The sequence below is a fragment of the Stenotrophomonas forensis genome (genome assembly GCF_028752115.1).
Classification (GTDB): Bacteria; Pseudomonadota; Gammaproteobacteria; order Xanthomonadales; family Xanthomonadaceae; genus Stenotrophomonas; species Stenotrophomonas forensis.
Genome location: NZ_CP082270.1, coordinates 3,537,044 through 3,561,476 on the forward strand (window position 1 = coordinate 3,537,044; position 24,433 = coordinate 3,561,476).

Here is a 24,433-nt window from a genome sequence, read left to right on the forward strand (position 1 = left end):
CCTGCGGGGGTCGCGCCGGGCCTGGGCCCCGGCGCGACCGATCACTCAGAACCCGGTGCTGTAGCGCAGGGCCGCCTGCCGTGCGCCTTCGCCACCGACACGCTGGTCGAAGCCCAGGCTCAGGCGGCCATTGCGGCCCCACCACGATTCCAGTGCCACGCCGAACAGCGCACTTCCGCGCGACGTGTTCCAGCCCGCCAGTGGCGCCCAGGCATCGACGCCGACGAAACTGGCCTGCCAATCCACATCGGCACCATCGAGCCGCTGCTGCCACTCGGCATGACCGCGCAGCGTCCATCGCCCCCATCCACGCTCACCGCGCACACCGGCCAGCATCTGGCTGCGCTGCACGCGGTTGGCATCGCCACGCAGGCCGAAGCCGAAACCACCCAGCTCCTGGAAGGCGCCGGTCTCCACACGCGTGGTGCTGGCGCCGAGGTAAGGCGTCAGCGACGCACCGGCGCGGCCGAAGCGATAGCCGCCTTCCACGCTGGCACTGCTGAAGCGCCCGCCGTAGCGCGCAGAGACACCGTAGGCGCCGGCACCCAGCAGCAGCTGGCGATCCAGCGTGCGGGTGAACTGGCCGCTGCCGAGCTGGGCCAGCGCATAGCCACGCCCCAGGTTCCAGCCGGCATACAACTGCGCCTGCGCCTGGCGATCACGACCGCGATCTCCATCAAAACTGCTGCCACCGTTGCTGCGGGTCTCGCCGAAGGCCACGCCCATCAGCCCGTTGCTGCCCAAGGCCAGATCCTGGCCAGTCATCCAGCCGCGGCTGTCGGCGCTGTTGCCGGCGAAGCTGCCCTGCCCGGCCTCGCCCAAGGCGCTCTGCCAGGTGCCACGCAGCCGTGGTGCGGCCTGAACCCGATCGAAGCGTTCGGCGATCGCGCGGCGTGACATGTCGATGCTGTCGAAGGTGGCCGACTCGGCCCGCGCATGCGCCTGTCCCGACAGGCTCTGCAGGCTGGCGGCCAGGCCATCACGACCACCGCCGGTCCACTGCAGCGCGCCGGCCGCCGCGCCGAACGCCGAGCCCTGCAGGACGGGACTGCCATCGAGCGCGCTGAACGCACCTTCCAGTCGTTGCGCGGCAGACTGCGCCGAGGCCGTGAGCCCGGTCGCCGCCGCAGTGACGCTGACCTGGGTCAGGTTCAACCAGGCATTGTTGCTGTCATAGCCATAGCTGCTCTGCAGCAGCGACAGGCCCTGCAGGCCGCTGGAGGTGGCCGGGCTGCTGAAGGTGCCGCTCAGGCCACCGGCCGCATGGACCAGGTCCTGGCGGCTGCCGCTCTGCGGCACATAGCCGGAGACGAAGCCATGCACGCGCACGCCACCATTGATCGAGGCGGTGCCGGTCACCTGCAGCGCATTGGCACCGAGCGCGATCATCAGCTGGCCACCTGCCTGCTGCGTGTAGTTGCCCTCGATGGTACCGGTGGTGCTGCCGGTGGTCAGGAACACGCTGCTGCCGTTGACCACGTTGCCGATCACCCGCGGCGTGCCACCATTGAACTGCAGGCCCGTCGAATCCGGATCGGGCTGGCCCAGGATGGTCACGTTGGAACGGATGACACCGCCGTTCTGCAGCGACAGGATGCCGCGCTCGATGCGGGTGGCACCGGTGTAGCTGTTGTTGCCGCCCAGCACCAGGGTTCCACTGCCCTGCTTGACCAGGCCGCCACTGCCGACGATGTCGTTGCTCCACAGCGAGCCGGTCGAGGCCACATCCACGTTGGCGACCACATCACCCCAGTCAAAGCGCCCGGGGCCCTTGATCGCTCGGCCGATGTCCAGCAGGCCATAACCGAACACCGGGTCCACGCCAGGCGCGCCAATGTCCTTGGCGGTGCCCAGCAGGGTCTGCCGCACCAGGTCGTTGTTGAAGTAGGGGAATCGCTGCCAGACCAGCGCCGCCGCACCGGAGATCAACGGCGCGGCGAATGACGTGCCGTAGTTCCAGTAATAGCTGCCACCGCTGGCATCGGGATAGACCGCGCTGCCCGGCGCTGCTAGGCAGTAGCGGGCCGCCTGGCCGCAGGCATTGGCATAGCTGGCCAGCGCACCCGGCGTGTAGGGATCAACCGCGGTCGCCACCAGCCAGCCGCGCTCCAGGTCGGCCGCCGGAAGCGTGCCGGCCACGCCTTTCTGGCTGGGCAGCGCGGCCAGGCTGCTGGGTTCGGTGCGCGCGTCATTGCCGGCTGCGAACACCACCAGGCCGCCGTGGTTGATGACAAACGGGCGGTATTCGGCCGCCACCTGTGCGGTGGTCGGCAGGTCGGTCCAGTACAGACCGCCCCACGAATTGTTCATCACCTTCACGTTGTAGCTGATCAGGTCCTGGTGGACCTGCGCCACGCCCAGCGGACCGCTGAAGGCATTGCCGCGCCCACTGCCGTCATCCGTTGGCGGCGTGTCGGAAATGATCCGCGCGGATACGATCTGCGCCCCCGGCGCGATGCCTCCCGGCCACGTTCCCACCGCTGCACCGGCGGCCAGGCTGGCCACCGCCGTGCCGTGGCCAACCACATCGTCGACCGCAAGATTGTTCCTGGCCGGATCGATGTAGTTGAGGTTGGCCAGCACCCGCCCGTTCAGCGCCACCGCATTGCGCTGCACCCCTGAATCAACGATGCCGATGCGCACGCCCTGCCCGGTCAGACCGGCCGCCTGTGCGGCCCGCGCGTTGGTGACTGACAGATGCGCATCGAAGGCCGGCTCCTGCGGCTTGGCCGGCGGCGGCGTGGTGGGGGGAGGCGTGGTCGGGGGCGGCGCGGTCGGCGGTGGATCGATGCGTACATTGCTGCCGCCTCCGCCTCCGCCACATGCCGTCAGCGCCATGGCCAGCGCGGTACCCAGGGCAGACCTCACCATCATCGTGCGTTCCATCGATTCCTTCCCATGAACGTTGGCCGGCCCTGATCCTGGCTGGCATGCGGCCGCGCCCAGCGACGGCCCTCCGCGACCCTCTATACTTGGGCCGACCCCCACGCAGTCTGCCGGGAAACCGGGGCGCTTCCAACGGCCTCCGGTCTCCTTTCCGAACATTGCTTACGCATCAACGAGATTGCCATGTCCAACATCGTCATCGCCGCCGCCAAGCGCACCGCCATCGGCTCCTTCCTCGGCCAGTTCAACGGCGTGCCGACCCCCACCCTGGGCGCGGCCGTCATCCGCGCCGCCCTGGAACAGTCGGGTGTTCCGGCCAGCGACGTCTCCGAGGTCCTCATGGGTTGCGTGCTGCCGGCCAACCTCGGCCAGGCGCCCGCCCGCCAGGCGGCGATCGCCGCCGGCATCCCGCTGTCGGTGGGCGCCACCACCCTCAACAAGGTGTGCGGCTCGGGCATGAAGACCATCATGCTTGGCCATGACCTGATCAAGGCCGGCTCGGCCAGCATCGTGGTGGCCGGCGGCATGGAATCGATGTCCAACGCGCCGCACATGCTGCCGAACTCGCGCACCGGCAACCGCTTCGGCAACTTCCAGGCGGTCGACCACATGGCCCACGACGGCCTGGTCAATGCCTACGATGGCAAGGCGATGGGCGAATTCGCCGAATGCGCCGTGGACAAGTACCAGTTCAGCCGCGAAGAGCAGGACGCCTACGCCATCGAATCGGTCAAGCGTGCGCAGGCTGCGCAGGCCAATGGCGCGTTCGCCGATGAGATCGTCGCGGTGAAGGTCGCTACCCGCAAGGGAGAGGTCGAGGTCGCCACCGACGAACAGCCGGGGCGCTCGGACATCGCCAAGATCCCGACCCTGCGTCCGGCCTTCAAGAAGGACGGCAGCGTCACCGCCGCCAGCTCCTCCAGCATTTCCGATGGCGCGGCCGCCGTGGTCCTGCTGACCGAGGAAGATGCCGCCGCGCGTGGCATCACCCCGCTGGCCCGCATTGTCGGCCACGCCACCCACTCGCAGGAGCCGGAGTGGTTCACCACCGCACCGATCGGCGCGCTGCACACGCTGCTGGACAAGACCGGCTGGTCGCTGGACCAGGTCGATCTGTTCGAAATCAACGAAGCCTTTGCCGTGGTGGCGATGGCGCCGATGCGTGAGCTGGGCATCCCGCACGACAAGCTCAACGTGAATGGCGGTGCCTGCGCGCTGGGCCATCCCATCGGTGCCTCGGGTGCACGCCTGGTGGTCACCCTGGTCAACGCGCTGCGCACGCGCGGTGGCAAGCGCGGCATTGCCACCCTCTGCATCGGTGGCGGCGAAGCAACCGCAATCGCCATCGAATTGATTTGAAAAGATTTAACGATGATTTCGCAAAAATGAATGCGGGATCGCTTGACACCCAATATTGGCTTGTCATCATGTTGTCGGCGCGCAGCATGCGCGTTGCCTAATTCTAACGACGAGGATTTACACAATGAGCATCAACAAGCTGCTGGTCGCGATGTCCCTGGCTCTGGCCCTGGCCGCCTGCTCGAAGCAGGAAGCTGCCCAGGACGCCGCTGCTTCGGCCAACGAAGCCGCCACCGAAGCCCAGGCTGCTGCCGACCAGGCCGCCGCTGCTGGCGCCCAGACCGCCGACGCTGCCCAGCAGGCCGCTGACACCGCCGCCACCGCTGCTGACGCTTCGGTTGACGCCGCTGCCCAGGCTGGCGCTGCTGCCACCGACGCTGCTGCCGGCGCTGCTGCCGACGCTGCCAAGGCTGCCGAAGGCACTGCCGAGAAGGCCAAGGACGCTGCTGAAGAAGCCAAGAAGTAATAACTTCTTTCTTCACGCTGTTCTGGAAAAGCCGCTGGTTCGCCAGCGGCTTTTTCTTTGCGCCGATGCCGGCGGTTGAGCCACTGCATCGCCACCCCGTCTTCACAACGGCATGAATAGGCTGGCGTCCCCATCCATTGCAGCACCGGAGTCCGCCATGAAGATTCGTCCGATCACCACCACCCTGCTGGCTGCCTCCCTGCTGCTGGCGCTGGCCGCCTGCAAGGGCCCGGAAGCCGAACAGGCCAAGCAGGACGCACAGCAGGCCGCCGACAGCGCTGGCGCTGCCGCCCGCGACGCTGTCGACAAGGCCGCTGCCGCCACCCGCGAAGCCGCCGACAAGACCGCCGCCGCCTCCGAACAGGCGGCTGCCGATACCCAGCAGGCGCTGGACAAGGCCGCAGACGCCACCGCCAATGCCGCCGACAAGGCCAAGGACGCTGCCACCGACGCCGCGGCTCATGCCAGCGACGCGACCGCCAACGCCGCACAGAAGGTCGCCGACAAGGCCCGCGATGTCGCCAATGACGCGAAGGCCAACGCCGCCAAGGAAGAAGCCAAGCACTGAGGCATACCGGCAGCCGGGCATGCGCTCGGCGCCACAGGAAAAGCCGCGGCACCGCCGCGGCTTTTCTGCTTTCTGCTTTTCGCTTTTTCTGTTGATTTCGTGGTGTGCGCCCACGGAAATTGTCCGCGGCCGCGCGGGAGGGTTGCGCAGGGGCGTGAGCCGCATGGATGCGGCGACCGAGCTTACATGGACGTACTTGCAGCGCCCCCTGCGCAACCCACCCGCGCGGCCCGCTCACGACGCAGACTCCGCGCCGCCCGCCACGAGGGGCTCGGCCGTTGGCCGCCGCCTACGGCAACGCGCGCGCCAGCATCCCCGGCACATCCAGCCCCGCCGGCAGCGTCCCAAACGCCAGCCCGTGCTCCCCTTGCAAACGACTACGCACGAATGCCTCGGCCATCGGACTGCGCGCACGCAACAGCAGCGCCGCCTGCAGCAGCAGCGCTGTGCGCTCGCAGAACATCCGCGCCTGCGATTCTTGCGGCGGCGGTGCCGCCGCCCAGCGCTGCAGGGCGGCCGCATAGCGCGCATCACGATCGGCCACCGCGGCCAGTTCACCGCGCAGCGCCACCATCGCCTCGGGCTCACGTGCCAACGCGCGCAGCACGTCCAGGCACTGGATGTTGCCGCTGCCTTCCCAGATCGAATTCAACGGTGCCTGCCGGTACAGCCGCGGCAGCATCGATTCCTCCACGTAGCCGGCACCGCCCAGGCATTCCTGTGCTTCATTGACGAACGCCGCGGCACGCTTGCAGATCCAGTACTTGCCCAGGGCCGTGCCCAGCCGCGCCAGCGCCGCTTCGTTGCCATCCACGCCGGCACGATCCACCGCGCGCGCGATACGCATCGACAACACCGTGGCCGCTTCCGACTCCAGCGCCAGATCGGCCAGCACGTTGGCCATCAGCGGGTGATCGACCAGCAGCGTGCCGAAGGTACGCCGGTGGCGCGCATGGTGCAGCGCCTGTGCCAATGCCATGCGCATCTCCGCTGCCGCACCCAGCATGCAATCCAGGCGGGTCATCATCACCATGCCGATGATGGTGGCCACACCGCGCCCCTCCTCGCCCACGCGCCATGCCTGTGCGCCGCAGAACTCGACTTCGCTGGACGCATTGGCCCAGTCACCCAGCTTGTCCTTCAGCCGCATCAGCCGGAACGCGTTGCGGTCGCCATCGGCCAGCCGGCGCGGCATCAGCAGGCAGGTCAGTCCACCTGGCGCCTGCGCCAGCACCAGGAAGCCATCGCACATCGGCGCAGAGAAGAACCACTTGTGGCCGACCAGGCGGTAGCGCTCGCCATCGATCGGTTCGGCGCGGGTACTGTTGGCCCGTACGTCCGAGCCGCCCTGCTTCTCGGTCATGCCCATGCCCAGGGTGATGCCGGCCTTGTCCGCCACCGGCACGTCGCGTGGGTCGTAGACCGGCGCAGCAGCCTTGCGCGCCCACTCGGCCAGATGCGGGTGCGGATCCAGTACCGCCACCGCGGCGTGGGTCATGGTCAACGGGCAGCTGGTGCCCGCCTCGGCCTGGTGATGCAGGTAGCTCAGGGCCGCACGCGCGACATGCGCACCGGGCTGCGGCTCGTGCCACGACAGTCCAGCCACGCCATGCTGCTTGGCCGTGCCCATCAGCTGGTGATAGGCCGGATGGAACTCCACGGTATCGATGCGATGGCCCTGCGCATCATGCGTACGCAGTCGTGGCCGATCACGGTTGGCATCGAAGCCGAGCCGGTACAGTTCGTCACCGGCCAGCGCGCCGTACACCGCCAGGCGCGGTGCGAAGCCGCCCGCACCCTCCCGCTGCACCGCGTCCATCAATGCCACGTCGTCGGTCCACAGATGACGGCCGGCGAACGGTGGCGGCTGGTTCAGCACCACATGGGTTTCGAAGGGCGCGCTGCTGCTGAAGCTCGGTCCACTCATCCGGTCCATCCTGGCGGCAAGAAGTGTGCGGCTCGATTGTGCCGCATCACCTGCCAAGCCCGCGTTCAGGCCGGTTCTCACCCCGTGCACGAGGCAGCGGCCACAGTGACCGCATGACAGGCAACGACGATCTGGTGGTCCTGCGCCCGGAGGGGCTGTACTGCGCCGCCGGTGACTTCCACATCGATCCCTGGCGGCCGGTGCCACGTGCGGTCATCACCCATGGCCATGGCGATCACGCGCGCCCGGGCATGGGCGAGTACCACTGCAGCGAAGGCAGCCTGCCGATCCTGCGCTGGCGCCTGGGTGACGTGCCGGTGCAGGCGCATGCCGAGGGCGTGCCGTTCCGGCTGGGGCGGGTACAGGTATCGCTGCACCCGGCCGGGCATGTGCTGGGTTCGTCGCAGGTCCGTATCGATGACGGGCAGCAGGTCTGGGTGGCGTCCGGCGACTACAAGCGCCAGCCTGATCCAACCTGCACGCCGTTCGAGGTCGTGCCCTGCGATACCTTCATCACGGAGGCCACCTTCGCGCTGCCGATCTACCGTTGGCCGGACACGCCGGCAGTGGCTGCCGGGATCGTGGCGTGGCGCCGCGAATGCGAACAGCGTGGCGAGGCCGCGATCCTGCTGTGCTACGCACTGGGCAAGGCACAGCGGGTACTGGCGGAACTGTTGCTGCTGGATGATCGCCCGGCCTGGCTGCATGGCGCCATCGCCAATGGCGTAGCGGTCTACCGGCAGGCCGGCGTACCGATGCTGGAGACGCACACCGTCGCCGAGCAGGGGCGCCAGCCGGATGCAGCCGGCCAGTTGATCCTCGCGCCACCCTCGGCCGCGGGCACGCCGTGGATGCGTCGCTTCGGCCGCCATCAGCTGGGCTTCGCGTCCGGCTGGATGCAGCTGCGCGGCAATCGGCGCCGGCGCAATGTTGATCGAGGTTTCGTCATTTCCGACCATGCCGATTGGCCTGCGCTGCTGCAGACCATCGAACAGACCGGCGCGCAGCGGGTGATCGCCACCCATGGCAACACCGACGCGCTGATCCCCTTCCTGCGCGAGCGCGGGGTGGCTGCCGAAGCCTTCCGTACCGACTTCGGGAGCGAGGAATGAAAGCCTTCGCCGCGCTCTACCAGCGGTTGGACCGCAGCACCGCCACGCTGGACAAGCGTGCGGCGCTGGTCGATTACTTCCGCCAGGCATGTGCGCATGATGCGGCATGGGCGCTGTACCTGCTCAGTGGCGGCAAGGTCGGCGGCGCGCGCAGGAAGATCGCTGCAAGCGGCGAACTGCGCGCCTGGATTGCCGAACAATCGGGTCTGCCACCGTGGCTGGTCGAAGACAGCTATGCGCAGGTCGGTGACCTGGCCGAAACCCTCACCCTGCTGCTGGATGATCCGGCGCAACCGGCTGCCGACCGGCCCCTCGCCGAATGGATCGAACAGCACTTGCTGGCCGTGGCCAACCAGGACGAGCCGGTACGCCGCGCAGCAGTCGTTGCCGGCTGGCAGCAGCTGTGCAGCAGCGAACGGCTGGTGTTCAACAAGCTGCTGACCGGCGCACTGCGTGTCGGTGTTTCGCAGCGACTGGTGCAGCAGGCGCTGGCCGAATGGTCGGGCCTGGACATCGCACGCATCGCCCAGCGCATGCTCGGCGAATGGGTCCCCTCACCCGGGCTGCTGGACCAGCTGCTGTCACCGGACGAGCTGCCACTGGACCGGCAGCAGCCCTACCCATTCTTCCTCGCCTCGCCACTGGAAGGCGAACCGGAAGACCGCCTCGGCCCGATCGACGACTGGATGCTGGAATGGAAGTGGGACGGCATCCGCCTGCAGCTGCTGCGGCGGCGCGGCGAAACAGCCCTGTGGTCACGCGGCGAGGAACGGCTGGATGGTCGCTTCCCTGAGATCGAACAGGCTGCATTGGCCCTGCCCGATGGGTGCGTACTGGACGGCGAGCTGCTGGCCTGGGACGAGAGTGGCGACCTGCCGCGCGCCTTCACTGCGCTGCAGACCCGCATCCAGCGTCGCAAGCCCGGTGCCGCCACGCTGCGCAACACGCCGGTGCGCGTGCTCGCCTATGACCTGCTTGAACTCGACGGAGAGGATCTGCGCGCGTTGCCGTTGCAGCAGCGACGCCTGCGGCTGGCAGAGGTCATCGGCGGGCTGAGTGATACCCGCATCCAGCTGTCGCCCGAGGTGGTGGCCGACGATTGGGCGCACGCCGCCGCGATGCGCGAGCTGGCGCGCGAACGCGGCGTGGAAGGATTGATGCTGAAACGACGTGGCTCGCCCTACCAGGCCGGGCGACGCCGCGGCGACTGGTGGAAATGGAAAGTCGATCCGCTCACGATCGATGCCGTGCTGCTGTATGCGCAGGCCGGACACGGCCGCCGCAGCACGCTGTACACCGACTACACGTTCGGCGTCTGGGATGGCGACGCCCTGGTGCCGGTGGCCAAGGCTTACTCGGGCCTGGACGACAAGGAAATCCTCGCACTCGACCGCTGGATCCGCGCCAACACGCGCGAGCGCTTCGGGCCCGTACGCAGCGTGCGCGCCGAACAGGTCTTCGAACTGGGCTTCGAAGCGGTCAACCAGAGTTCACGGCACAAGTCGGGCGTTGCCGTGCGCTTCCCGCGGATCCTGCGCTGGCGCCACGACAAGCCCGCCAGCGAGGCCGATCAGCTGGCCACGCTGCAGGCGCTGGCGCGATGACCCGCAGCCAGGCGCTGCGTCGGCTGGAGGACTGGTTCGCGGCCCGCGGCTGGCGCTCGTTGCCGTTCCAGCGCGCGATGTGGCGGCACTACCTGGCCGGTGAATCGGGCGTGCTGCACACGCCCACCGGCAGCGGCAAGACGCTGGCCATGTTCGGTGGGCCGCTGCTGCAGGCGATGATCGACCCACCGGTATCACCCCGTCGCGCCAGTGCGGTGCGTCCGCTGCAGGTGCTGTGGGTGACGCCGTTGCGCGCACTGGCCAGCGACACCGCGCGCGCCCTTCAGGCGGTGGTCGACGGGCTCGGCCTGGGATGGCGGGTGGGCCTGCGCAGCGGTGATGCCAGCAACCGCGAGCGGCGGCAGGCGCGCGAGGGCCGCGTCGACGTGCTGGTGACCACGCCGGAATCATTGGCACTGCTGCTGAGCTATCCGGATACCCTGCCGCGGATGCGCCAGCTGCGCTGCGTGGTGGTGGATGAGTGGCACGAACTGCTGGGCAACAAGCGGGGCGTCCTGCTGCAACTGAACCTGGCTGTGCTGCGCGAGGCCGCGCCTGCGCTGCAGCTGTGGGGGCTGTCGGCCACGTTGGGCAATCTGCAGCAGGCACGCGACGTGCTGCTGCCTGGGCAGCCGGATGCACCGATCGTGCAGGGCGTACGCCCGCGCGCGATCAGCGTGCGCAGCCTGCTGCCCGAGCCCGGCGAGCGCTTCCCGTGGGCCGGGCATCTCGGCCTGGCGCAGCTGCCGCGCGTACTGGAAGCGCTGATGCAGGCGCGCAGCAGCCTGCTGTTCACCAACACCCGCGCGCAGGCCGAACTGTGGCATCAGGCGCTGGCGGCAGTCTGGCCGGAAGACCCGGATACGCTGGCGCTGCACCATGGCTCGCTGGATCCGGCGCTGCGCCAGCAGGTGGAAGATGGCCTGCGTGCGGGCACGTTGCGTTGCGTGGTCGCGACCTCCAGCCTCGACCTGGGCGTGGACTTCCCCGAGGTTGAACAGGTGCTGCAGCTGGGCAGCCCGAAGGGGGTGGCACGCCTGCGCCAACGCGCCGGGCGCGCGCGCCATCGACCCGGAGCCGGCGGCGCCATCCTCTGCATACCCAGCCACGCGCTGGAGCTGGCCGAGTACGCCGCCGTGCGCCGTGCACTGGCCGAGGGCGTGGTCGAGGCGCGCAGGCCACCGACACTGTCGCTGGATGTGCTGGCCCAGCATGCGGTCAGCCGCGCGTTGGCCGGTGGATTCCACAGCGACGCGTTGCTGGCGCAGGTACGCCGTACCCATGCCTTTGCCACGCTCGGTGAAGAACAGTGGCAGGCCGTGCTGACATTCATCGTGCAGGGTGGCCAGGCCCTGGCCCAGTACCCCGACTTCCACAAGGTGGTACGCGATGACGACGGTTGCTATCGCATGCACGACCGTCGCCAGGCGCTGCGTCATCGGCTCTCGATCGGCACCATCAGCAGCGATGGCAGCGTACGCGTGCAGTTCCTGCGCGGCGGTGGCCTGGGCGCCGTCGAGGAACAGTTCGCCAGCCGCCTGCGCCGTGGAGATCGCTTCCAGTTCGCCGGGCGCCTGCTGGAGCTGGTGCAGCTGCGCGACATGACCGCCTTCGTGCGATTGGCACGCGGGCGCGGTGACGGTGTCGTGCCGCGCTGGCAAGGCGGCCAGTTGCCGCTGTCGATGGCGCTGGGCCGCGAACTGGAGTCGGTCCTGTCCGGCGCCGATGACAGTGCGGAATCACGATGGCTGGCTCCGCTGCTGACCCTGCAGCAACGCATGTCGGCGCGGCCCGCGCCCGATCATCTGCTGGTGGAGGACGTACGCCGCCGCGACGGCCAGTTCCTGTTCGTCTATCCCTTTGCCGGCCGTCACGTGCACGAGGCACTGGCGGCCCTGTTGGCGCTGCGTTGCACGCGCCTGCAGCGCAACAGCATCGGTTATGCGGTAAACGACCATGGCCTGGTGCTGGCGCCGGCGCAGGCCATCGATCTGGACACGGCACACTGGCGCACGCTGTTCACCGGTGATCGGTTGCTGGACGATCTGCGTGCAGCCGTGAACCTGGGCGAGCTGGCACGCCGACAGTTCCGCGGCATCGCGCGCGTGGCGGGCCTGCTGGTGCCCAGCCTGCCCGGCGGCATGCCGCGTTCGCTCCGCCAGCTGCAGGCCTCGGCGGGCCTGCTGTACGACGTGCTTCGCGAGCACGATCCGGGCCATCTGCTGCTGGCGCTGGCCGAACACGAGGTCCTGCATGACAGCCTGGACCTGCCTGGCCTGCAGCAGGTGCTGGCGCGCATCAGCACGCAGGCGCTGTCGGTGCAGCGTCCGGCGTCGCTGACGCCGCTGGGCTTTCCCTTGTGGGCCGAGCGTCTGCGCGGGCAGTTCAGCAACGAAGACTGGCGCACACGCGTGCAGCGTGCCGCACAGCAACTGGAACGCCGCCATGGTCGATGAACTGCCCGTGCGGCTTGCCGGTGAAGCCATGGTCCTGATCGGCGCGCGTGCGCTGTACTGGCCGGCGCGGCAGGCGCTGCTGATCGCCGACCTGCACCTTGGAAAGGCCGACGTGTTCCGTCGTGCCGGCATCGCGCTGCCCCGCGGCGGCACCGTCGACGACCTGCAACGCCTGCAGTCACTGCTGGACATGCACGCCTGCCGCGAACTGTGGATTCTCGGCGACATCCTGCATGGGCCGGCACATCGCGCCGCCTGGTACCAGCAATGGTTGGGCTGGCGCGAACACAATGCCGGCCTGGACGTGCACGTACTGCGTGGCAATCACGATCGGCAGCTGCCGCACGCGCAGCTGCAGGTACAGATCCACGATGAAATCCCGCTGGCGCCGTTCCTGCTTCGCCATGAGCCGGTGCCGGACGCGGCGATGCACGTGATCGCAGGGCATCTGCACCCGCAGGTCGCACTGCCCTCGTTGCGGCGGCGCTTTCCCGCATTCTGGCTGCGCGAGCGGATGACGATCCTGCCCGCGTTCTCCGCATTCACCGCTGGCATCGTGCCTGTGCCCATCCGCGGCGAACGGATGATTGCCTGCGTCGACGGCGGCCTGGTGCAGCTTCCCGCCCGCTGAATCAGGCCGGGCGCAGGCCCAGCGCCGGCATCAGGCGGAAATCCGCCGTGTCATCGTCACGTCGTCGCGGCAGGGCCTGGATCGCTGCCAGCATCTCCTGCGCGCAGGCACGGATGCGTGCGTGGTGTTCGGGTGATGCATGGCTGATCAGGCTGCCGACATGGAACTCGAACACGTCCTCCAGTACGTCGGGCTGGTCCTCGTGCAGCATCTGCAACAGGCCGCGCAGCTTGCAGATTTCCGATTCCAGCTCTTCGACCGCGAACAACATGGCGTCCTCCTCTTCAACATCCGGCGGCACGTCCGGGCCGCAGCAGGCCGCAACGGCGGCGGCGCCCGGGCCACGCGCGATGTTGATCACGGAAAGGAAAACGGGCGACGCGGCTGTCGCGTGCTCCCCTCTTGTCGCACAACCACGGTGAGGCAACCGTTAATTCACGTGACGGTCTGCTTCACACACCTGCGATTGCAGCGCCAGTGCGAGGCGTTTCGGCTGCGCTGCGCAGCGCCTCAATGAAGGCTGGTTCCAGCGCGAGCGAACCGAACCAGCCATGCTGCGTGCCGCTCAGCACGCGCAGCATGTGGCTGCGACCGCCCGGCAGGCGCCCCATCGGACCGAGCAGCACATCACGCGCCTTCGCCCAGCCATCGCGATCGGACTGGAACAACGGCGTCAGCCATCGGCTCCAGCGCTGGTACACCGCCACATGCGCGCGCCGCTGCGCCTGGTAGGCCTGCAGCGCGGCCGTGCCGCCACCGTGGATGCGCACCGCATCGCGCAGCGCCAGTGCATCGAGCAGCGCCATGTTCACGCCCTGCCCCAGCTGCGGACTCATCGCGTGCGCGGCATCACCGGCCAGCACCAGGCGCCCCTGGTGCCAGCGCGACATCACTGCATCGCGATAGACCGCGCGCGCCAGCTGGCCGGCATCACGCAGGTGGGCGAAGCGCGCAGCGGCCTGCGGCCACAGCGTGTGCAGTTCCTCCAGCCAGGACGGCATGCCATCGTTCTGCCAGCGCTCGAAATCTGTGCGTGGCAGGCTCCAGAAGAAGCTCAGGCGCGGCGTGTCGTCACCGGGGCGGGTGCCCACCGGCAGCAGCCCAATCATCTTGCGCGCGGCCACGTAGCGCTGGCGCAACTCCTGCACGTGTGGCCAGTCTTCGGCCGGCAGCAGGCACCACAGCGCGCCCCACGGATACACGCGATCCAGCCCGGCACCTGCGGCAATGGTGCTGCGCAGCGTCGACGCTGCGCCATCCGCAGCTACGACCAGGTCGAACGGGCCATGCGTGCGGCCTTCGCCGTCGCGCAGACGGCCCTGTTCGGCATCCACTCCGGTAATCGTGATGCCGGCACGCAATTGCCCTGCGCCGTCCCGCGCTTCATCCAGCAACGAGAACAACGCTCCGCGCTGCATGCCCAGCCCATGCAGGCGCGCGTCCAGACCGTCGTAGCGCATGTCCATCACCGCGCGCTCGCACGGCGTATCGCCGTACAGGCGGTGCACCGGTGCAGCATGCGCGCGCACGGCGTCGAGCAGGCCCATCTGCCACAGCACCTGCAGGCCACTGGGCTGCAGCAGGAAGCCGGCGCCGACCGGCCCCGGCGTGGGCACGCGCTCGAAAATGTCCACCTCATGACCATCACGGGTGAGCAGGATGGACAATGCCTGTCCAGCGGTGCCGTAGCCAATAACGGCGATGCGCAGTCGTTCCTTCATGCCTGCATTGTGCCCGAGGCCGGCAGAAGGCGATCGGAATGCAGACGGCTGCGCAAAAAAAACCCCGCCGGAGCGGGGTTTTCAACGCACTGTCGAGTGGATCACTCGGCCGGCGTGATGTTCGAAGCCTGGGCACCCTTCGGGCCCTGGGTCACGTCATAGGTGACACGCTGGCCTTCCTGCAGGCTGCGGAAGCCCTTGGAGTTGATGGCGGAGAAGTGCGCGAACACGTCGGCGCTGCCATCCTCCGGCGAGATGAAGCCAAATCCCTTGGCGTCGTTGAACCACTTGACGGTACCGTTCGGCATGGTGATGCGAGACCTTATGCAATGAATGGGTGGTGTACGCTGAACCCGCGCACAAGCTGAGTATGCAAAGCTTGCTCGGGGAAGACAATCACCCCCGTGCCAATTCGCCCACCAGTTCCGGAAGTCCGTTGCTGGCCGCCTGCACGTTGGCCAGCACTTCGGCCATCGTAATCTCCTCGCCATCTCCACAGCCGGCGGCCCAGTTGGCGATGATGGCCAGACAGGCGTAATCCAGCCCCAGCTCCCGTGCCAGCGCGGCTTCCGGCATGCCGGTCATGCCCACCAGGTCGCAGCCATCACGGCGCATGCGGGCGATTTCGGCGATGGTTTCCAGGCGCGGGCCCTGCGTAGCGCCGTAGCAGCCACCGTCATGGACCGTGACACCGGTCACTTTCGCGGCGGCCAGTATCTTGCTGCGCAGCATCGGCGTGTACGGATGGCCGAAATCGACGTGGACCACGTCGGTGCCTTCTTCTTCACAGACGGTGCTGATGCGGCCCCAGGTGTAGTCAATGATCTGGTCCGGGCAGGCCAGCACGCGCGGACCAAAGTGTTCGGTGATGCCACCGACCGTGTTCAATGCCAGCACCCGCTGCGCGCCCAGCTGCTGCAGCGCCGCCAGGTTGGCGCGGTAGTTGATCTTGTGCGGCGGCAGCGAGTGGCCTTCACCGTGCCGTGCCAGGAACGCCACGCGATGGCCGAGCAGCGTCCCCACGCGCACCGGGCCGGAGGGGCGGCCGAAGCGGGTGTCGACCTCATGGGTCTGCACGTCGTCAAGCTTGGCCAGGTTGTAGACACCGGTACCGCCGATCACGGCCAGGGCGATCTGTTGCATTCGAAGCACTCCATGAAAAGACAAACGCCGGCACCCGAGGATGCCGGCGGCAGAAGAACACGCGCCGCGGGCGGCGGCGCCGTTATTCCTTCATCGCGTAGATGGCCGGCACGCAGCGCAGGGTTTCGTTGACGTCCATGCCGAAGCCGAACACGTAGCGGTCCGGCAGTTCGATGCCGGCGTAGTCGGCGACCACGTCCGGCAGCGCGCGGTCGTGCTTCTTCACTGTCATCGCAGCGATGCGCACGTCGGTCGCGCCCTGCTCCAGGCACCAGGTGCGCACGCCCTGCAGGGTGTAGCCCTCGTCGAGGATGTCGTCGATCAGCAGCACGCGGCGGCCGAACAGCGAGGTGGCCGGCTTGTGCTTCCAGACCAGGTCGCCGCCGGTGGTCTCACCGCGGTAGCGGGTGGCGTGCAGGTAATCGAACTGCACGTCCTGGCCGCGCGCGCCCAGTTCCAGCGCCAGCTGGCCGGCGAACGGCAGCGCGCCGTGCATGATCGACAGGAACAGCGGCACCTCGCCCTTGTAATCGCGCGCGATGGCGTCGGCGATACCAGCGATGGCCTTGTCGATGGTGGGGCGGTCGACCAGCAGGTCAGCCTGGGCCAGGGCCTGGGAAATGGTGAGGTTGGGCATCAGACGGTTCTTCCAAGGGTTTCAAGCAGACGGGATTGGGTGTCGCCATGGCGGGCATCGGCCAGCAGGCCGTCCCAGCCGAGCGCGCCGCGGCCAAGCAGCCCCAGCAGCGCAGCAGTATTGAGGGAGCGTCCCTGCACGGCGTGCAGGGCTTCATCGACCAGTTCCGGGTGGCAGACCAGCACCACGTCGCAACCGGCATCCAGGTGTGCATGCACGCGCGCCGGCACGCCGCCGGCACTGTGCGAGGCGGCCATGCCGATGTCGTCGGAGAACACCACGCCACGGAAGCCGAGCTCGCCGCGCAGGATGTCCTGGATCCAGCGCGGCGAATAGCCGGCCGGTTCCGGTGCCACCTGCGGGTAGATCACGTGCGCCATCATCACCGCATCGGCACCGGCGGCGATGCCGGCCTGGAACGGCACCAGGTCCTGCGCACGCAGCTCGTCCAGCGCACGCGGGTCGATCGCGGTGTCCACGTGGGTGTCTTCCAGCACCGTGCCGTGGCCAGGGAAATGCTTGAGCGTGGCCGCCATGCCAACGGCGTGCATGCCACGCACGTAGGCGGCGGTGAACGCGGCCACCACCTGCGGGTCTTCACTGAAGGCGCGGTTGCCGATGGCACGGTTGCCACGGCCGAGGTCGACCACCGGCGCGAAGCTGAGGTCCACACCGCTGGCGCGCACCTCGCTGGCCATCAGCCAGGCGTGCTGCTCGGCCAGCGCCAGCGCCCGCTGCGGATCGGTCGCGTACAGCGCCCCGATCTCCTGCAGCGGCGGCAGCTCGCTGTAGCCTTCACGAAAACGCTGCACGCGGCCGCCTTCCTGGTCGACGCAGATCAGCTGCGGGCGCGGGGCGGCGGCGCGGATCGCCGCGCTCAGATCGGTCACCTGCTGGCGCGAGGCAAAGTTGCGCTTGAACAGCACCACCCCGGCCACAGCATCGTGCTGCAGCCAGTCACGTTCCTGGGCGGTCAGTTCGGTGCCGGCAACGCCGATCAGCAGCATGGTCGATCTCCACAACGCGCGCCCGCATGGCGCAGTGCCGCATTGTCGCAGAACCGGCCGACAGGCGCAGTGGTCGCGAAAAGGGGACGGAGGGGATTAAGCCGCAATCGGCCCTCACGAGCTGGAAACGACTTAATCCCCTCCGTCCCCTTTTCGCGGCTGGTCAGACCTTGCAGCCGTCCGGGCCGCAGGCCTCGTCGCCCTCTGCCGGGGACGCGGATGTGCCCTGCTCGGCCGCGATCTGGCGCAGCGCGTTGGCGAACGCCTCCGGCGGCTGGGCGCCTGAAATGGCCCAGCGGCCGTCGATGACGAAGGTCGGCACCGAGGAGATGCCCAGTGCATGGGCTTCCTGCAGCTTTGCCTCGACCTCCGCCAGGCCGCGGTCGGAGGCCAGCATCTGGGTGATCTCGCCCGCGTCGAGGCCACCGGCTACGCCAGCCTTGACCAGTACTGAGCTGTCAGCCAGGTTCTGGCCCAGCTCGAAATGGGCGCGGAACAACGCCTCGCCCACCGCGTCCTGCACCCCATGCTGGCCGGCCAGCCACAGCACCCGGTGGGCCGGCAGCGTGGTCACCCGCACCTGGCCCTGGCTGAAGTCCATCGGCAGGCCTTCGGCGCGCGCCGTGGTCTGGGTCTGGTTGAGGATCTGCTCGGTGCGCTCGACACCGCCGAACTTGCGCACATAGGCCTCGCGCAGCGGCACCGGCTTTGCGTCCGCGTCCGGGTCCAGCTGGAACGGCTGCCAGTGGATGTCGAGTTCAGGCGCATCGGCGCCCAGCAACTGCACGCCCTGCTGGAAACGATGCTTGCCGATCCAGCACCAGGGGCAGACCACGTCGGAGTAGATGTCGATTCTCATGCCCACCACATGGGGGCCGCGGCCTTCGAAAAAAGGGGACGGAGGGGATTAAGCCGCTTTCCGCACAGGCGGGGTAAAGACGACTTAATCCCCTCCGTCCCCTTTTTAGGGGTTCACCACTGTGAATAGGGGTGACTGGCAAGGGCGACGTTGTAGTAGCGGGCGTCATCGGTCACTTCGGCACCCACCCAGTCCGGCAGGTCGATGACCTGGTCGGCGCTGTCCAGCTCGACCTCGGCCACGACCAGGCCGGCGTTGTCGCCGAGGAACTCGTCCACTTCCCAGGTCAGCCCGGCGTGGTCCACCAGATGGCGACGCTTGTCGATCAGCCCGCCTACGCACAGTGCAAGCAGCGCGCGCGCGTCTTCCACCGGGATCGGGTAGTCGAACTCCTGCCGGGTATGGCCGATGGTGCGCGACTTCAGGTTCAACGCGGCGTGTTCGCCCTCGACACGCACGCGCACCGAAGCGTTCTGGGTGCCGCGGTCGAGCGCGCCCATGTCGTTGATGTAGCCCTGCGCCATCGGGATCACCCGGTGCGCGGCGGTGCGCCAGCCATCGCTGCTGACGAGGAATTTGCGTTCGATTTCGATGCCCATCGCGCCATTATGCGCGATGGGCATGACAGCCCGTCAGCGCTTCTCGAACACCGCAATGCTTTCCACGTGTGCGGTGTGCGGGAACATGTCCATGGCACCGGCGCTGACCAGGGTGAAGCCCTGTTCGTTGACCAGGTAGCCGGCGTCACGCGCCAGCGAGCCCGGGTGGCAGCTGACGTAGACGATGCGCTTGAACTGCTTCAGCGGCAGCTGCTGCAGCACTTCGATCGCACCCGAACGCGGCGGGTCGAGCAGCAGCTTGTCGAAGCCCTGGCGCATCCACGCGGTGCTGCGCTGGTCCTGGGTCAGGTCGGCACTGAAGAACTGCGCGTTGGCCAGGCCGTTGCGCTCGGCATTCTCGCGGGCACGCGCGACCAGGCCAGCATCGCCTTCCACGCCAACCACTTCGCGCACGCGACGGGCCAGTGGCAGGGTGAAGTTGCCCAGGCCGCAGAACAGGTCCAGTACGCGCTCGTCCTCACCCGGTTCCAGCAGGTCCAGGGCGTGGGCGATCATCTTCTCGTTGAGCTTGGCGTTGACCTGGATGAAGTCCAGCGGGCGGAATGCCAGCTCGACATCCCACGGTGCCAGCCGGAACGACAGCGGCACGCCCTGCCCGTCCAGCGGCTGCACGGTGTCCACGCCGCCGGACTGCAGGTAGATCACGAAGCCATGCTGCTGGCCGAAGGCGGCCCAGGCGGCGCGGTCGACATCACTGAGCGGCTGCAGGTGCCGCACGGTCAGGACCACGGCCTGGTCGCCAGCGATGAATTCGATCTGCGGGATGTCACGCTTGCCATCGAGCGATTCGATGAAGGTGGACAGGGCCTCGACCTTGGTGCCGATCTCCGGAATCACGGTCAGGCACTGGCCGAGGTCGGCCACGAACCGCGGGTCCTGTTCGCGGAAACCGACCAGGGTCTTGTCCTTCTTCTCGACCCGGCGCACCGAGAAGCGGCCCTTGCGGCGGTAGCCCCAGCTCTCGCCGACCAGCGGCGCCAGCACGGTGCCCGGCTTCACGTGGCCGATGCGCTCGAGATTGTCCATCAGCACGCGCTGCTTGGCGACGATCTGCTGGTCTTCGTCCAGATGCTGCAGCACGCAGCCAGCACAGGTGCCGAAGTGCGGGCATTTGGGGGTGACACGCTGCGGCGAGGCCTGCAGCACCTGTACCGTGCGCGCCTCGTCGAAATGGCGGCTGCGGGCGGTCTGTTCCGCCATCACCACCTCACCCGGCAAGGCGCCGCTGATGAAGGTGACCTTGCCGCCCTCGCCTTCACGGCGGGCGACACCGCGACCATCATGGCTGAGGTCGAGGATTTCGGTCTGGAACGGGGTACGGTCGATGCGGGAGCGGGATCGGGCCACGTGGCGACAGGCTGCGGGCAAAAATGGGGCCGTATTGTCGCAGATCCTGACCGGCAGGGTCCGCACCCGCTTGCGCCCGTCGCCGTCGTGCTTGATGATTGGACCAGCTGACATGGAGGCAGCCCTGATGCAGATGACCCCGCGGACCAGCCGGCCCCGCTTCCTGCTTGTCGAGGACGACATCATCAGCCGCGGTTTTTTCAAGGCGGCGTTGGAAACGTTACCAGCGGATGTGGACACCGCAGACTCACTTGCCAGCGCGCTGGCCAGCGCCGAGCCCGGCGCGCATGACCTGTGGCTGATCGACGTCAATCTGCCCGACGGCAATGGCGCGCAGCTGCTGCGCGAACTGCGCCGTTCACACCCCGATACCCCGGCGTTGGCGCATACCGCCGATGGCGACACCTCCATTCATGCCCGCCTGCGCGAAGCCGGTTTCAGCGACACCCTGGTCAAACCGCTGGGCCGCGACCAGCTGCTGAAGGCAGTGCGCCGGGCCCTGGTGAACAGCCCGGCGGGCATCTTCGTGGCCCAGGCCCCGGCAGCGGTCGAGCTGCAGGTGCAGGACTGGGACGAGACCGCGGCATTGGCCGCACTCAATGGCCAGCGCAACCACCTGATCGCGCTGCGAGAACTGTTCCTGGCCGAGTTGCCCGGCGTGCGCGACGCGGTCGAGCAGGCGGTGCACCAGCATGACGAGCGGCAACTGCGCAGCCAGTTGCATCGGCTGCAGGCGAGTTGCGGCTTCGTGGGTGCGGCACGGCTGGGCCGGGCGGTGCGCCAGCTGCATCATGCGCCCGAGTCGGGGCAGGCCCAGGACGGGTTCCGTGCGGCGGTGGCTGCCCTGCTGCACTGAGGGGTGTTCGGCAGGGCTGCGCCCTGCACCTGCCGAAGCTAACGTCAAATTCAACATCAAAAGCGGGCATCCCGTGAGATGGCGGGGCGGTGTCGGAGTGCGGGGACGCCGTGAACCCGTCCATGGGGGCTTGGCAGCCGCATCCATGCGGCTGACACCCCGCACTCCGACACCGCCCCACCTCTGACAGATTCCGGCGGCTGTGGATGGGTGTCGACCTTGGTCGACACGGTAGATCCACGCCATGCGTGGATGCTTTTCGATTCCAATTCGAAATATTCGATTCCGATGGAAATTCATCCACGCATGGCGTGGATCTACTGCAGATTGCGGAAATCTGTCGAAGGCGGGGTGGGTCCGGTTGCGGGAGTGTCCGCGGCATGGATGCCGCGGCCAAGCCCCCATGGATGGGTTTACGGCGTCTCCCGCAACCGGACCCACCCCGCCTACCCACGGATAGCCAGCTTTTGCAGTTGACGTTGACGTTGATTCGGCGGGTGCAGGGCTGCAAGCCCTGCCGGACACCCCTCAACGCCTGGGGGCGAGCTGCTCGAGCAGTTCCCAGGACTTCAGGCCACGTGGTCCCAGATGATGGGCCAGCACCCGCCGCATCGGCAGGCGCAGGCTGACCAGGTCGGCCGCGTCGGGCTCTTCGTCGGCCGCCAGTGCCAGCAGCGCCGAGCCCGTGGCCGCCGCCTGGCGCTCGCCGCCACGCTCGCTCAGCAGCCGTTGCGGCCCTTCCTGCGGGTCCAACGCATAGCGTGCAGCCGGGTCGATCGGCTGGCCGTCGCTGGCGCTGTCCAGTTCGAAACCCAGGCCCAGCGCGGACAGCAGTTCGCGTTCGAAACGACGCAGGGTCCAGGCCAGGCCGGCACCGACCGCCAGCCGCGCGCGCGCCTCACCGTAGGCGAGGTACAGCTCCGGCAACGGGTCCTGGCGAGGGGCCAGGCGCAGGGTCAGTTCACTCAGGTAGAAACCGGCCAGCATTGCCTGGCCGACCAATCGCGGCGCAGCATCCAGCGCCTCGGCAGCGCGCAGTTGCGCCAGCTCGCCGCGCTGCTGGGCGCTGAAACGGATCCACTGCAACGGCTGCAGGGCGGCGCGCAGCACCTGCCCCTTCGCCGTTGAAACACCACGCGCGAGCAGGCCGATGCGGCCATGCTGCGCGCTCAACACCTCGACCAGCAGGCTGGTCTCGCGATAGGCCCGTGCATGCAGCACGAAGCCGGTGTCGTCCTCGATCATCATCGAAGCGACCGGGTCGGCCTACTCGTAGCCGAAGGCCTTCAGCGCGGCCTCGTCATCGGACCAGCCTTCACGCACGCGCACCCAGGTTTCCAGGAACACCTTGGCCCCGAACAGGCGCTCCATCTGCAGGCGGGACTTGGCACCGATCTCCTTCAGGCGCGCACCACCCTTGCCGATCACGATGGCCTTCTGGCCTTCGCGCTCGACCCAGATCACCGCACCGATGCGCAGCAGGTTGCCGTCTTCGGTGAAGCGCTCGATTTCCACCGTGGTGGCGTACGGCAGTTCTTCGCCGAGCTGGCGCATCAGCTGCTCGCGCACCAGTTCGCCAGCCAGGAAACGCTGGCTGCGGTCGGTGATCTCGTCCTCGCCGAACATCGGCGGGGCTTCCGGCAGCAGCTTCAGCACGTCGCGCACCAGCGCTTCCAGGCCATTGCGCTTCTGTGCGGAAATCGGATGCACGGCGGCGAAGTCGCGGCCTTCGGTCACCTGCTGCAGGAACGGCAGCAGCGCGCCCTTTTCCTTCAGGCGATCGATCTTGTTGACCACCAGCACCACCGGGATGCCGGCATCGCGCAGCACGTTGAAGGCCAGGCTGTCTTCTTCGTCCCAGCGCCCGGCTTCGATCACCAGCAGGCCGGCGTCGACGCCTTCCAGCGAGCCACGCGCGGCGCGGTTCATCACCCGGTTCATCGCCCGCTTCTGCACCTTGTGCAGGCCGGGGGTGTCGACCAGCACCAGCTGGCCTTCCGGATACGTGGCGATGCCCAGCAGGCGATGGCGCGTGGTCTGCGGGCGGTTGGAGACGATGCTGACCTTGGCGCCGACCAGGGCATTGGTCAGGGTCGACTTGCCCACGTTCGGGCGGCCGATGACGGCCACGCTGCCGCAATGATGGGGAGTTTGTTCGCTCACTTGGAATCCAGTTGTTCTAGGACGGCCGCAGCCGCCTGTTGTTCGGCAAGCCGCCGCGAGGCGCCTTCGCCCTCGGTGCTGGCGGCCGGGTCAGCTACGTTGCAGCGTACCCGGAAGTGTTTGGCGTGGTCGTCACCGGATTCTGACACCAGTTCGTACTGCGGCAACGCCTTCTGTCGGGCCTGCAGCCATTCCTGCAGGCGGGTCTTGGGGTCCTTCTCGGGCCGGCCGGAGGCCGGCAGTGCCTCGATCGACGCGCTGAACCAGGGCAGTACCACCGCCCGGCAGGCCTCGAAACCGGCATCCAGGTAGATCGCGGCCACCACGGCTTCCACCGCGTCGGCCAGGATCGAGTCGCGGCGATGACCGCCGGACTTCATTTCGCCAGGGCCCAGCGTCAGCCGCTCGCCCAGTTCCAGGCTGCGCCCGATCACCGCCAGCGCGCCTTCACGCACCAGCTCGGCGCGGGCACGGGTCATCGCGCCTTCGTCGGCCTTCGGCCAGCGCCGGTACAACGCCTCGGCCGCCATCATGTTGACGATGCTGTCGCCGAGGAACTCCAGGCGCTCGTTGTGCGGCGCACCCGCACTGCGATGGGTCAGCGCCTGCTTGAGCAGGGCCGCATCGCGGAAGGGATGACCGATCAGGTCGCTACGTTGGATGAATTTACTGGGCACCGCTTCGTGTCAGGTCCTGGGAAGAATCAAAATTGCCAACCACATCGAGGTTGCCGATCAGCGGACGACGCACTTCGTAGTTGACCTTGAGGGTCCAGCCGTTGTCGCGACGATCGAACTTCACATTGGCCGGCTTCACGTTGTCCGAGTAGTTGATGTACAGGCGCTTGAAGAACAGGTCCTGGATGCGGGTCGGCTCCATGTTGCCCACGCCCGGCTCGTTGGCCAGGCTCTTCATCGCCGAGCGCACCGCGTAGTACTCCTGGTACATCGGGAACAGCTTCATGCCGATGTAGAGGAAGAAGCCAACCACGATCAGGACCGTCAGGAACGAGGTCAGGGTCATGCCGCGCTGCGTGTTCATCGTCTTCATTGCGTTCTCCCCAGATACGCG

General features: G+C 68.0%; 23 protein-coding genes. 8 read left to right on the top strand and 15 right to left on the bottom strand.

The genetic code is table 11. The features are described 5' to 3' along the window. Positions 1-45 precede the first annotated feature (45 nt). A complete protein-coding gene (locus K5L94_RS16425) occupies positions 46-2,886 on the bottom strand; it encodes an autotransporter serine protease (RefSeq protein ID WP_274510880.1) in 2,841 nt (946 codons plus the stop codon). A gap of 183 nt (positions 2,887-3,069) precedes the next feature. Here K5L94_RS16425 and K5L94_RS16430 point away from each other — a divergent pair, with 183 nt between their 5' ends. The 3 genes from K5L94_RS16430 to K5L94_RS16440 all read left to right on the top strand — a co-directional run bounded on the left by K5L94_RS16430 (position 3,070) and on the right by K5L94_RS16440 (position 5,279). Beyond that, the gene (locus K5L94_RS16430; protein ID WP_053450469.1) at positions 3,070-4,245 is read left to right on the top strand and encodes a thiolase family protein; all 1,176 of its coding nucleotides are present in this window, start codon (positions 3,070-3,072) and stop codon (positions 4,243-4,245) included. A gap of 124 nt (positions 4,246-4,369) precedes the next feature. Next, positions 4,370-4,711 (top strand): hypothetical protein, encoded by a 342-nt coding sequence (locus tag K5L94_RS16435; RefSeq protein WP_004153024.1) that lies wholly within the window; start codon positions 4,370-4,372, stop codon positions 4,709-4,711. A 157-nt stretch (positions 4,712-4,868) separates the two neighbouring features. Then, positions 4,869-5,279 carry a hypothetical protein gene (locus K5L94_RS16440; protein ID WP_006461120.1) on the top strand — a complete coding sequence of 137 codons (411 nt, stop codon included), beginning with the start codon at positions 4,869-4,871 and terminating at the stop codon, positions 5,277-5,279. Positions 5,280-5,568: 289 nt separating this feature from the next. Here the strand turns inward: K5L94_RS16440 and K5L94_RS16445 are convergent, their stop codons facing one another. After that, positions 5,569-7,206 (bottom strand): acyl-CoA dehydrogenase family protein, encoded by a 1,638-nt coding sequence (locus K5L94_RS16445; protein WP_053450470.1) that lies wholly within the window; start codon positions 7,204-7,206, stop codon positions 5,569-5,571. 113 nt (positions 7,207-7,319) lie between these two features. Between K5L94_RS16445 and K5L94_RS16450 the strand changes: the two genes are divergently transcribed. Genes K5L94_RS16450 through pdeM form a run of 4 tightly spaced genes read left to right on the top strand, consistent with a single transcriptional unit; the run spans position 7,320 to position 13,009 of the window. After that, entirely contained in the window at positions 7,320-8,318 is a 999-nt protein-coding gene (locus K5L94_RS16450; RefSeq protein WP_164087801.1) for a ligase-associated DNA damage response exonuclease, read from the top strand. Then, positions 8,315-9,922: an ATP-dependent DNA ligase gene (locus K5L94_RS16455; RefSeq protein ID WP_274510881.1), complete on the top strand. Its 1,608-nt coding sequence runs from the start codon at positions 8,315-8,317 to the stop codon at positions 9,920-9,922. Before K5L94_RS16450 ends, K5L94_RS16455 begins: the two co-directional genes overlap by 4 nt. Beyond that, positions 9,919-12,378, top strand: a complete 2,460-nt coding sequence (locus tag K5L94_RS16460; protein WP_274510882.1) for a ligase-associated DNA damage response DEXH box helicase — start codon at positions 9,919-9,921, stop codon at positions 12,376-12,378. Before K5L94_RS16455 ends, K5L94_RS16460 begins: the two co-directional genes overlap by 4 nt. Further along, positions 12,368-13,009, top strand: coding sequence for a ligase-associated DNA damage response endonuclease PdeM (pdeM, locus tag K5L94_RS16465; RefSeq protein ID WP_197586648.1), 642 nt, complete (start codon positions 12,368-12,370; stop codon positions 13,007-13,009). The genes K5L94_RS16460 and pdeM overlap by 11 nt, the downstream gene beginning before the upstream one ends. 1 nt (position 13,010) lies before the next feature. Here the strand turns inward: pdeM and K5L94_RS16470 are convergent, their stop codons facing one another. The 9 genes from K5L94_RS16470 to rlmD form a co-directional block, all read right to left on the bottom strand. Beyond that, positions 13,011-13,280 (bottom strand): hypothetical protein, encoded by a 270-nt coding sequence (locus K5L94_RS16470; RefSeq protein WP_040009460.1) that lies wholly within the window; start codon positions 13,278-13,280, stop codon positions 13,011-13,013. Between the two features lie 181 nt (positions 13,281-13,461). After that, a complete protein-coding gene (locus K5L94_RS16475; protein ID WP_180880309.1) occupies positions 13,462-14,730 on the bottom strand; it encodes an FAD-dependent oxidoreductase in 1,269 nt (422 codons plus the stop codon). A gap of 101 nt (positions 14,731-14,831) precedes the next feature. Continuing rightward, the gene (locus K5L94_RS16480) at positions 14,832-15,038 is read right to left on the bottom strand and encodes a cold-shock protein (protein WP_005410590.1); all 207 of its coding nucleotides are present in this window, start codon (positions 15,036-15,038) and stop codon (positions 14,832-14,834) included. 88 nt (positions 15,039-15,126) lie between these two features. Beyond that, on the bottom strand, positions 15,127-15,873 hold the full coding sequence (locus K5L94_RS16485) for an S-methyl-5'-thioinosine phosphorylase (protein ID WP_008266351.1): 747 nt from the start codon (positions 15,871-15,873) through the stop codon (positions 15,127-15,129). Positions 15,874-15,955: 82 nt separating this feature from the next. Continuing rightward, on the bottom strand, positions 15,956-16,510 hold the full coding sequence (locus K5L94_RS16490) for a hypoxanthine-guanine phosphoribosyltransferase (protein ID WP_006461210.1): 555 nt from the start codon (positions 16,508-16,510) through the stop codon (positions 15,956-15,958). Further along, positions 16,510-17,517 carry a beta-N-acetylhexosaminidase gene (nagZ, locus tag K5L94_RS16495; RefSeq protein ID WP_053450476.1) on the bottom strand — a complete coding sequence of 336 codons (1,008 nt, stop codon included), beginning with the start codon at positions 17,515-17,517 and terminating at the stop codon, positions 16,510-16,512. The genes K5L94_RS16490 and nagZ overlap by 1 nt, the downstream gene beginning before the upstream one ends. A 163-nt stretch (positions 17,518-17,680) precedes the next feature. Beyond that, positions 17,681-18,376: a DsbA family oxidoreductase gene (locus tag K5L94_RS16500; protein WP_053450477.1), complete on the bottom strand. Its 696-nt coding sequence runs from the start codon at positions 18,374-18,376 to the stop codon at positions 17,681-17,683. 113 nt (positions 18,377-18,489) lie between these two features. Next, entirely contained in the window at positions 18,490-18,975 is a 486-nt protein-coding gene (locus tag K5L94_RS16505) for a CYTH domain-containing protein (RefSeq protein WP_274512637.1), read from the bottom strand. 33 nt (positions 18,976-19,008) lie between these two features. After that, positions 19,009-20,343: a 23S rRNA (uracil(1939)-C(5))-methyltransferase RlmD gene (rlmD, locus tag K5L94_RS16510; protein ID WP_164087806.1), complete on the bottom strand. Its 1,335-nt coding sequence runs from the start codon at positions 20,341-20,343 to the stop codon at positions 19,009-19,011. 127 nt (positions 20,344-20,470) lie between these two features. Here rlmD and K5L94_RS16515 point away from each other — a divergent pair, with 127 nt between their 5' ends. Further along, positions 20,471-21,199, top strand: coding sequence for a response regulator (locus K5L94_RS16515; protein WP_040009454.1), 729 nt, complete (start codon positions 20,471-20,473; stop codon positions 21,197-21,199). 528 nt (positions 21,200-21,727) lie between these two features. Here the strand turns inward: K5L94_RS16515 and recO are convergent. From recO to K5L94_RS16535, 4 genes are read right to left on the bottom strand one after another with little or no spacing between them, the layout of a single operon-like run. Next, a complete protein-coding gene (gene recO, locus K5L94_RS16520; protein WP_274510883.1) occupies positions 21,728-22,447 on the bottom strand; it encodes a DNA repair protein RecO in 720 nt (239 codons plus the stop codon). Positions 22,448-22,465: 18 nt separating this feature from the next. Further along, positions 22,466-23,362 (bottom strand): GTPase Era, encoded by an 897-nt coding sequence (gene era / locus K5L94_RS16525; protein WP_005410599.1) that lies wholly within the window; start codon positions 23,360-23,362, stop codon positions 22,466-22,468. Continuing rightward, complete coding sequence (gene rnc / locus K5L94_RS16530) at positions 23,359-24,039, bottom strand: ribonuclease III (RefSeq protein ID WP_053450480.1); 681 nt, start codon at positions 24,037-24,039, stop codon at positions 23,359-23,361. Before rnc ends, era begins: the two co-directional genes overlap by 4 nt. Then, positions 24,029-24,412: a DUF4845 domain-containing protein gene (locus K5L94_RS16535; protein WP_274510884.1), complete on the bottom strand. Its 384-nt coding sequence runs from the start codon at positions 24,410-24,412 to the stop codon at positions 24,029-24,031. Before K5L94_RS16535 ends, rnc begins: the two co-directional genes overlap by 11 nt. Between the last annotated feature and the right edge of the window lie 21 nt (positions 24,413-24,433).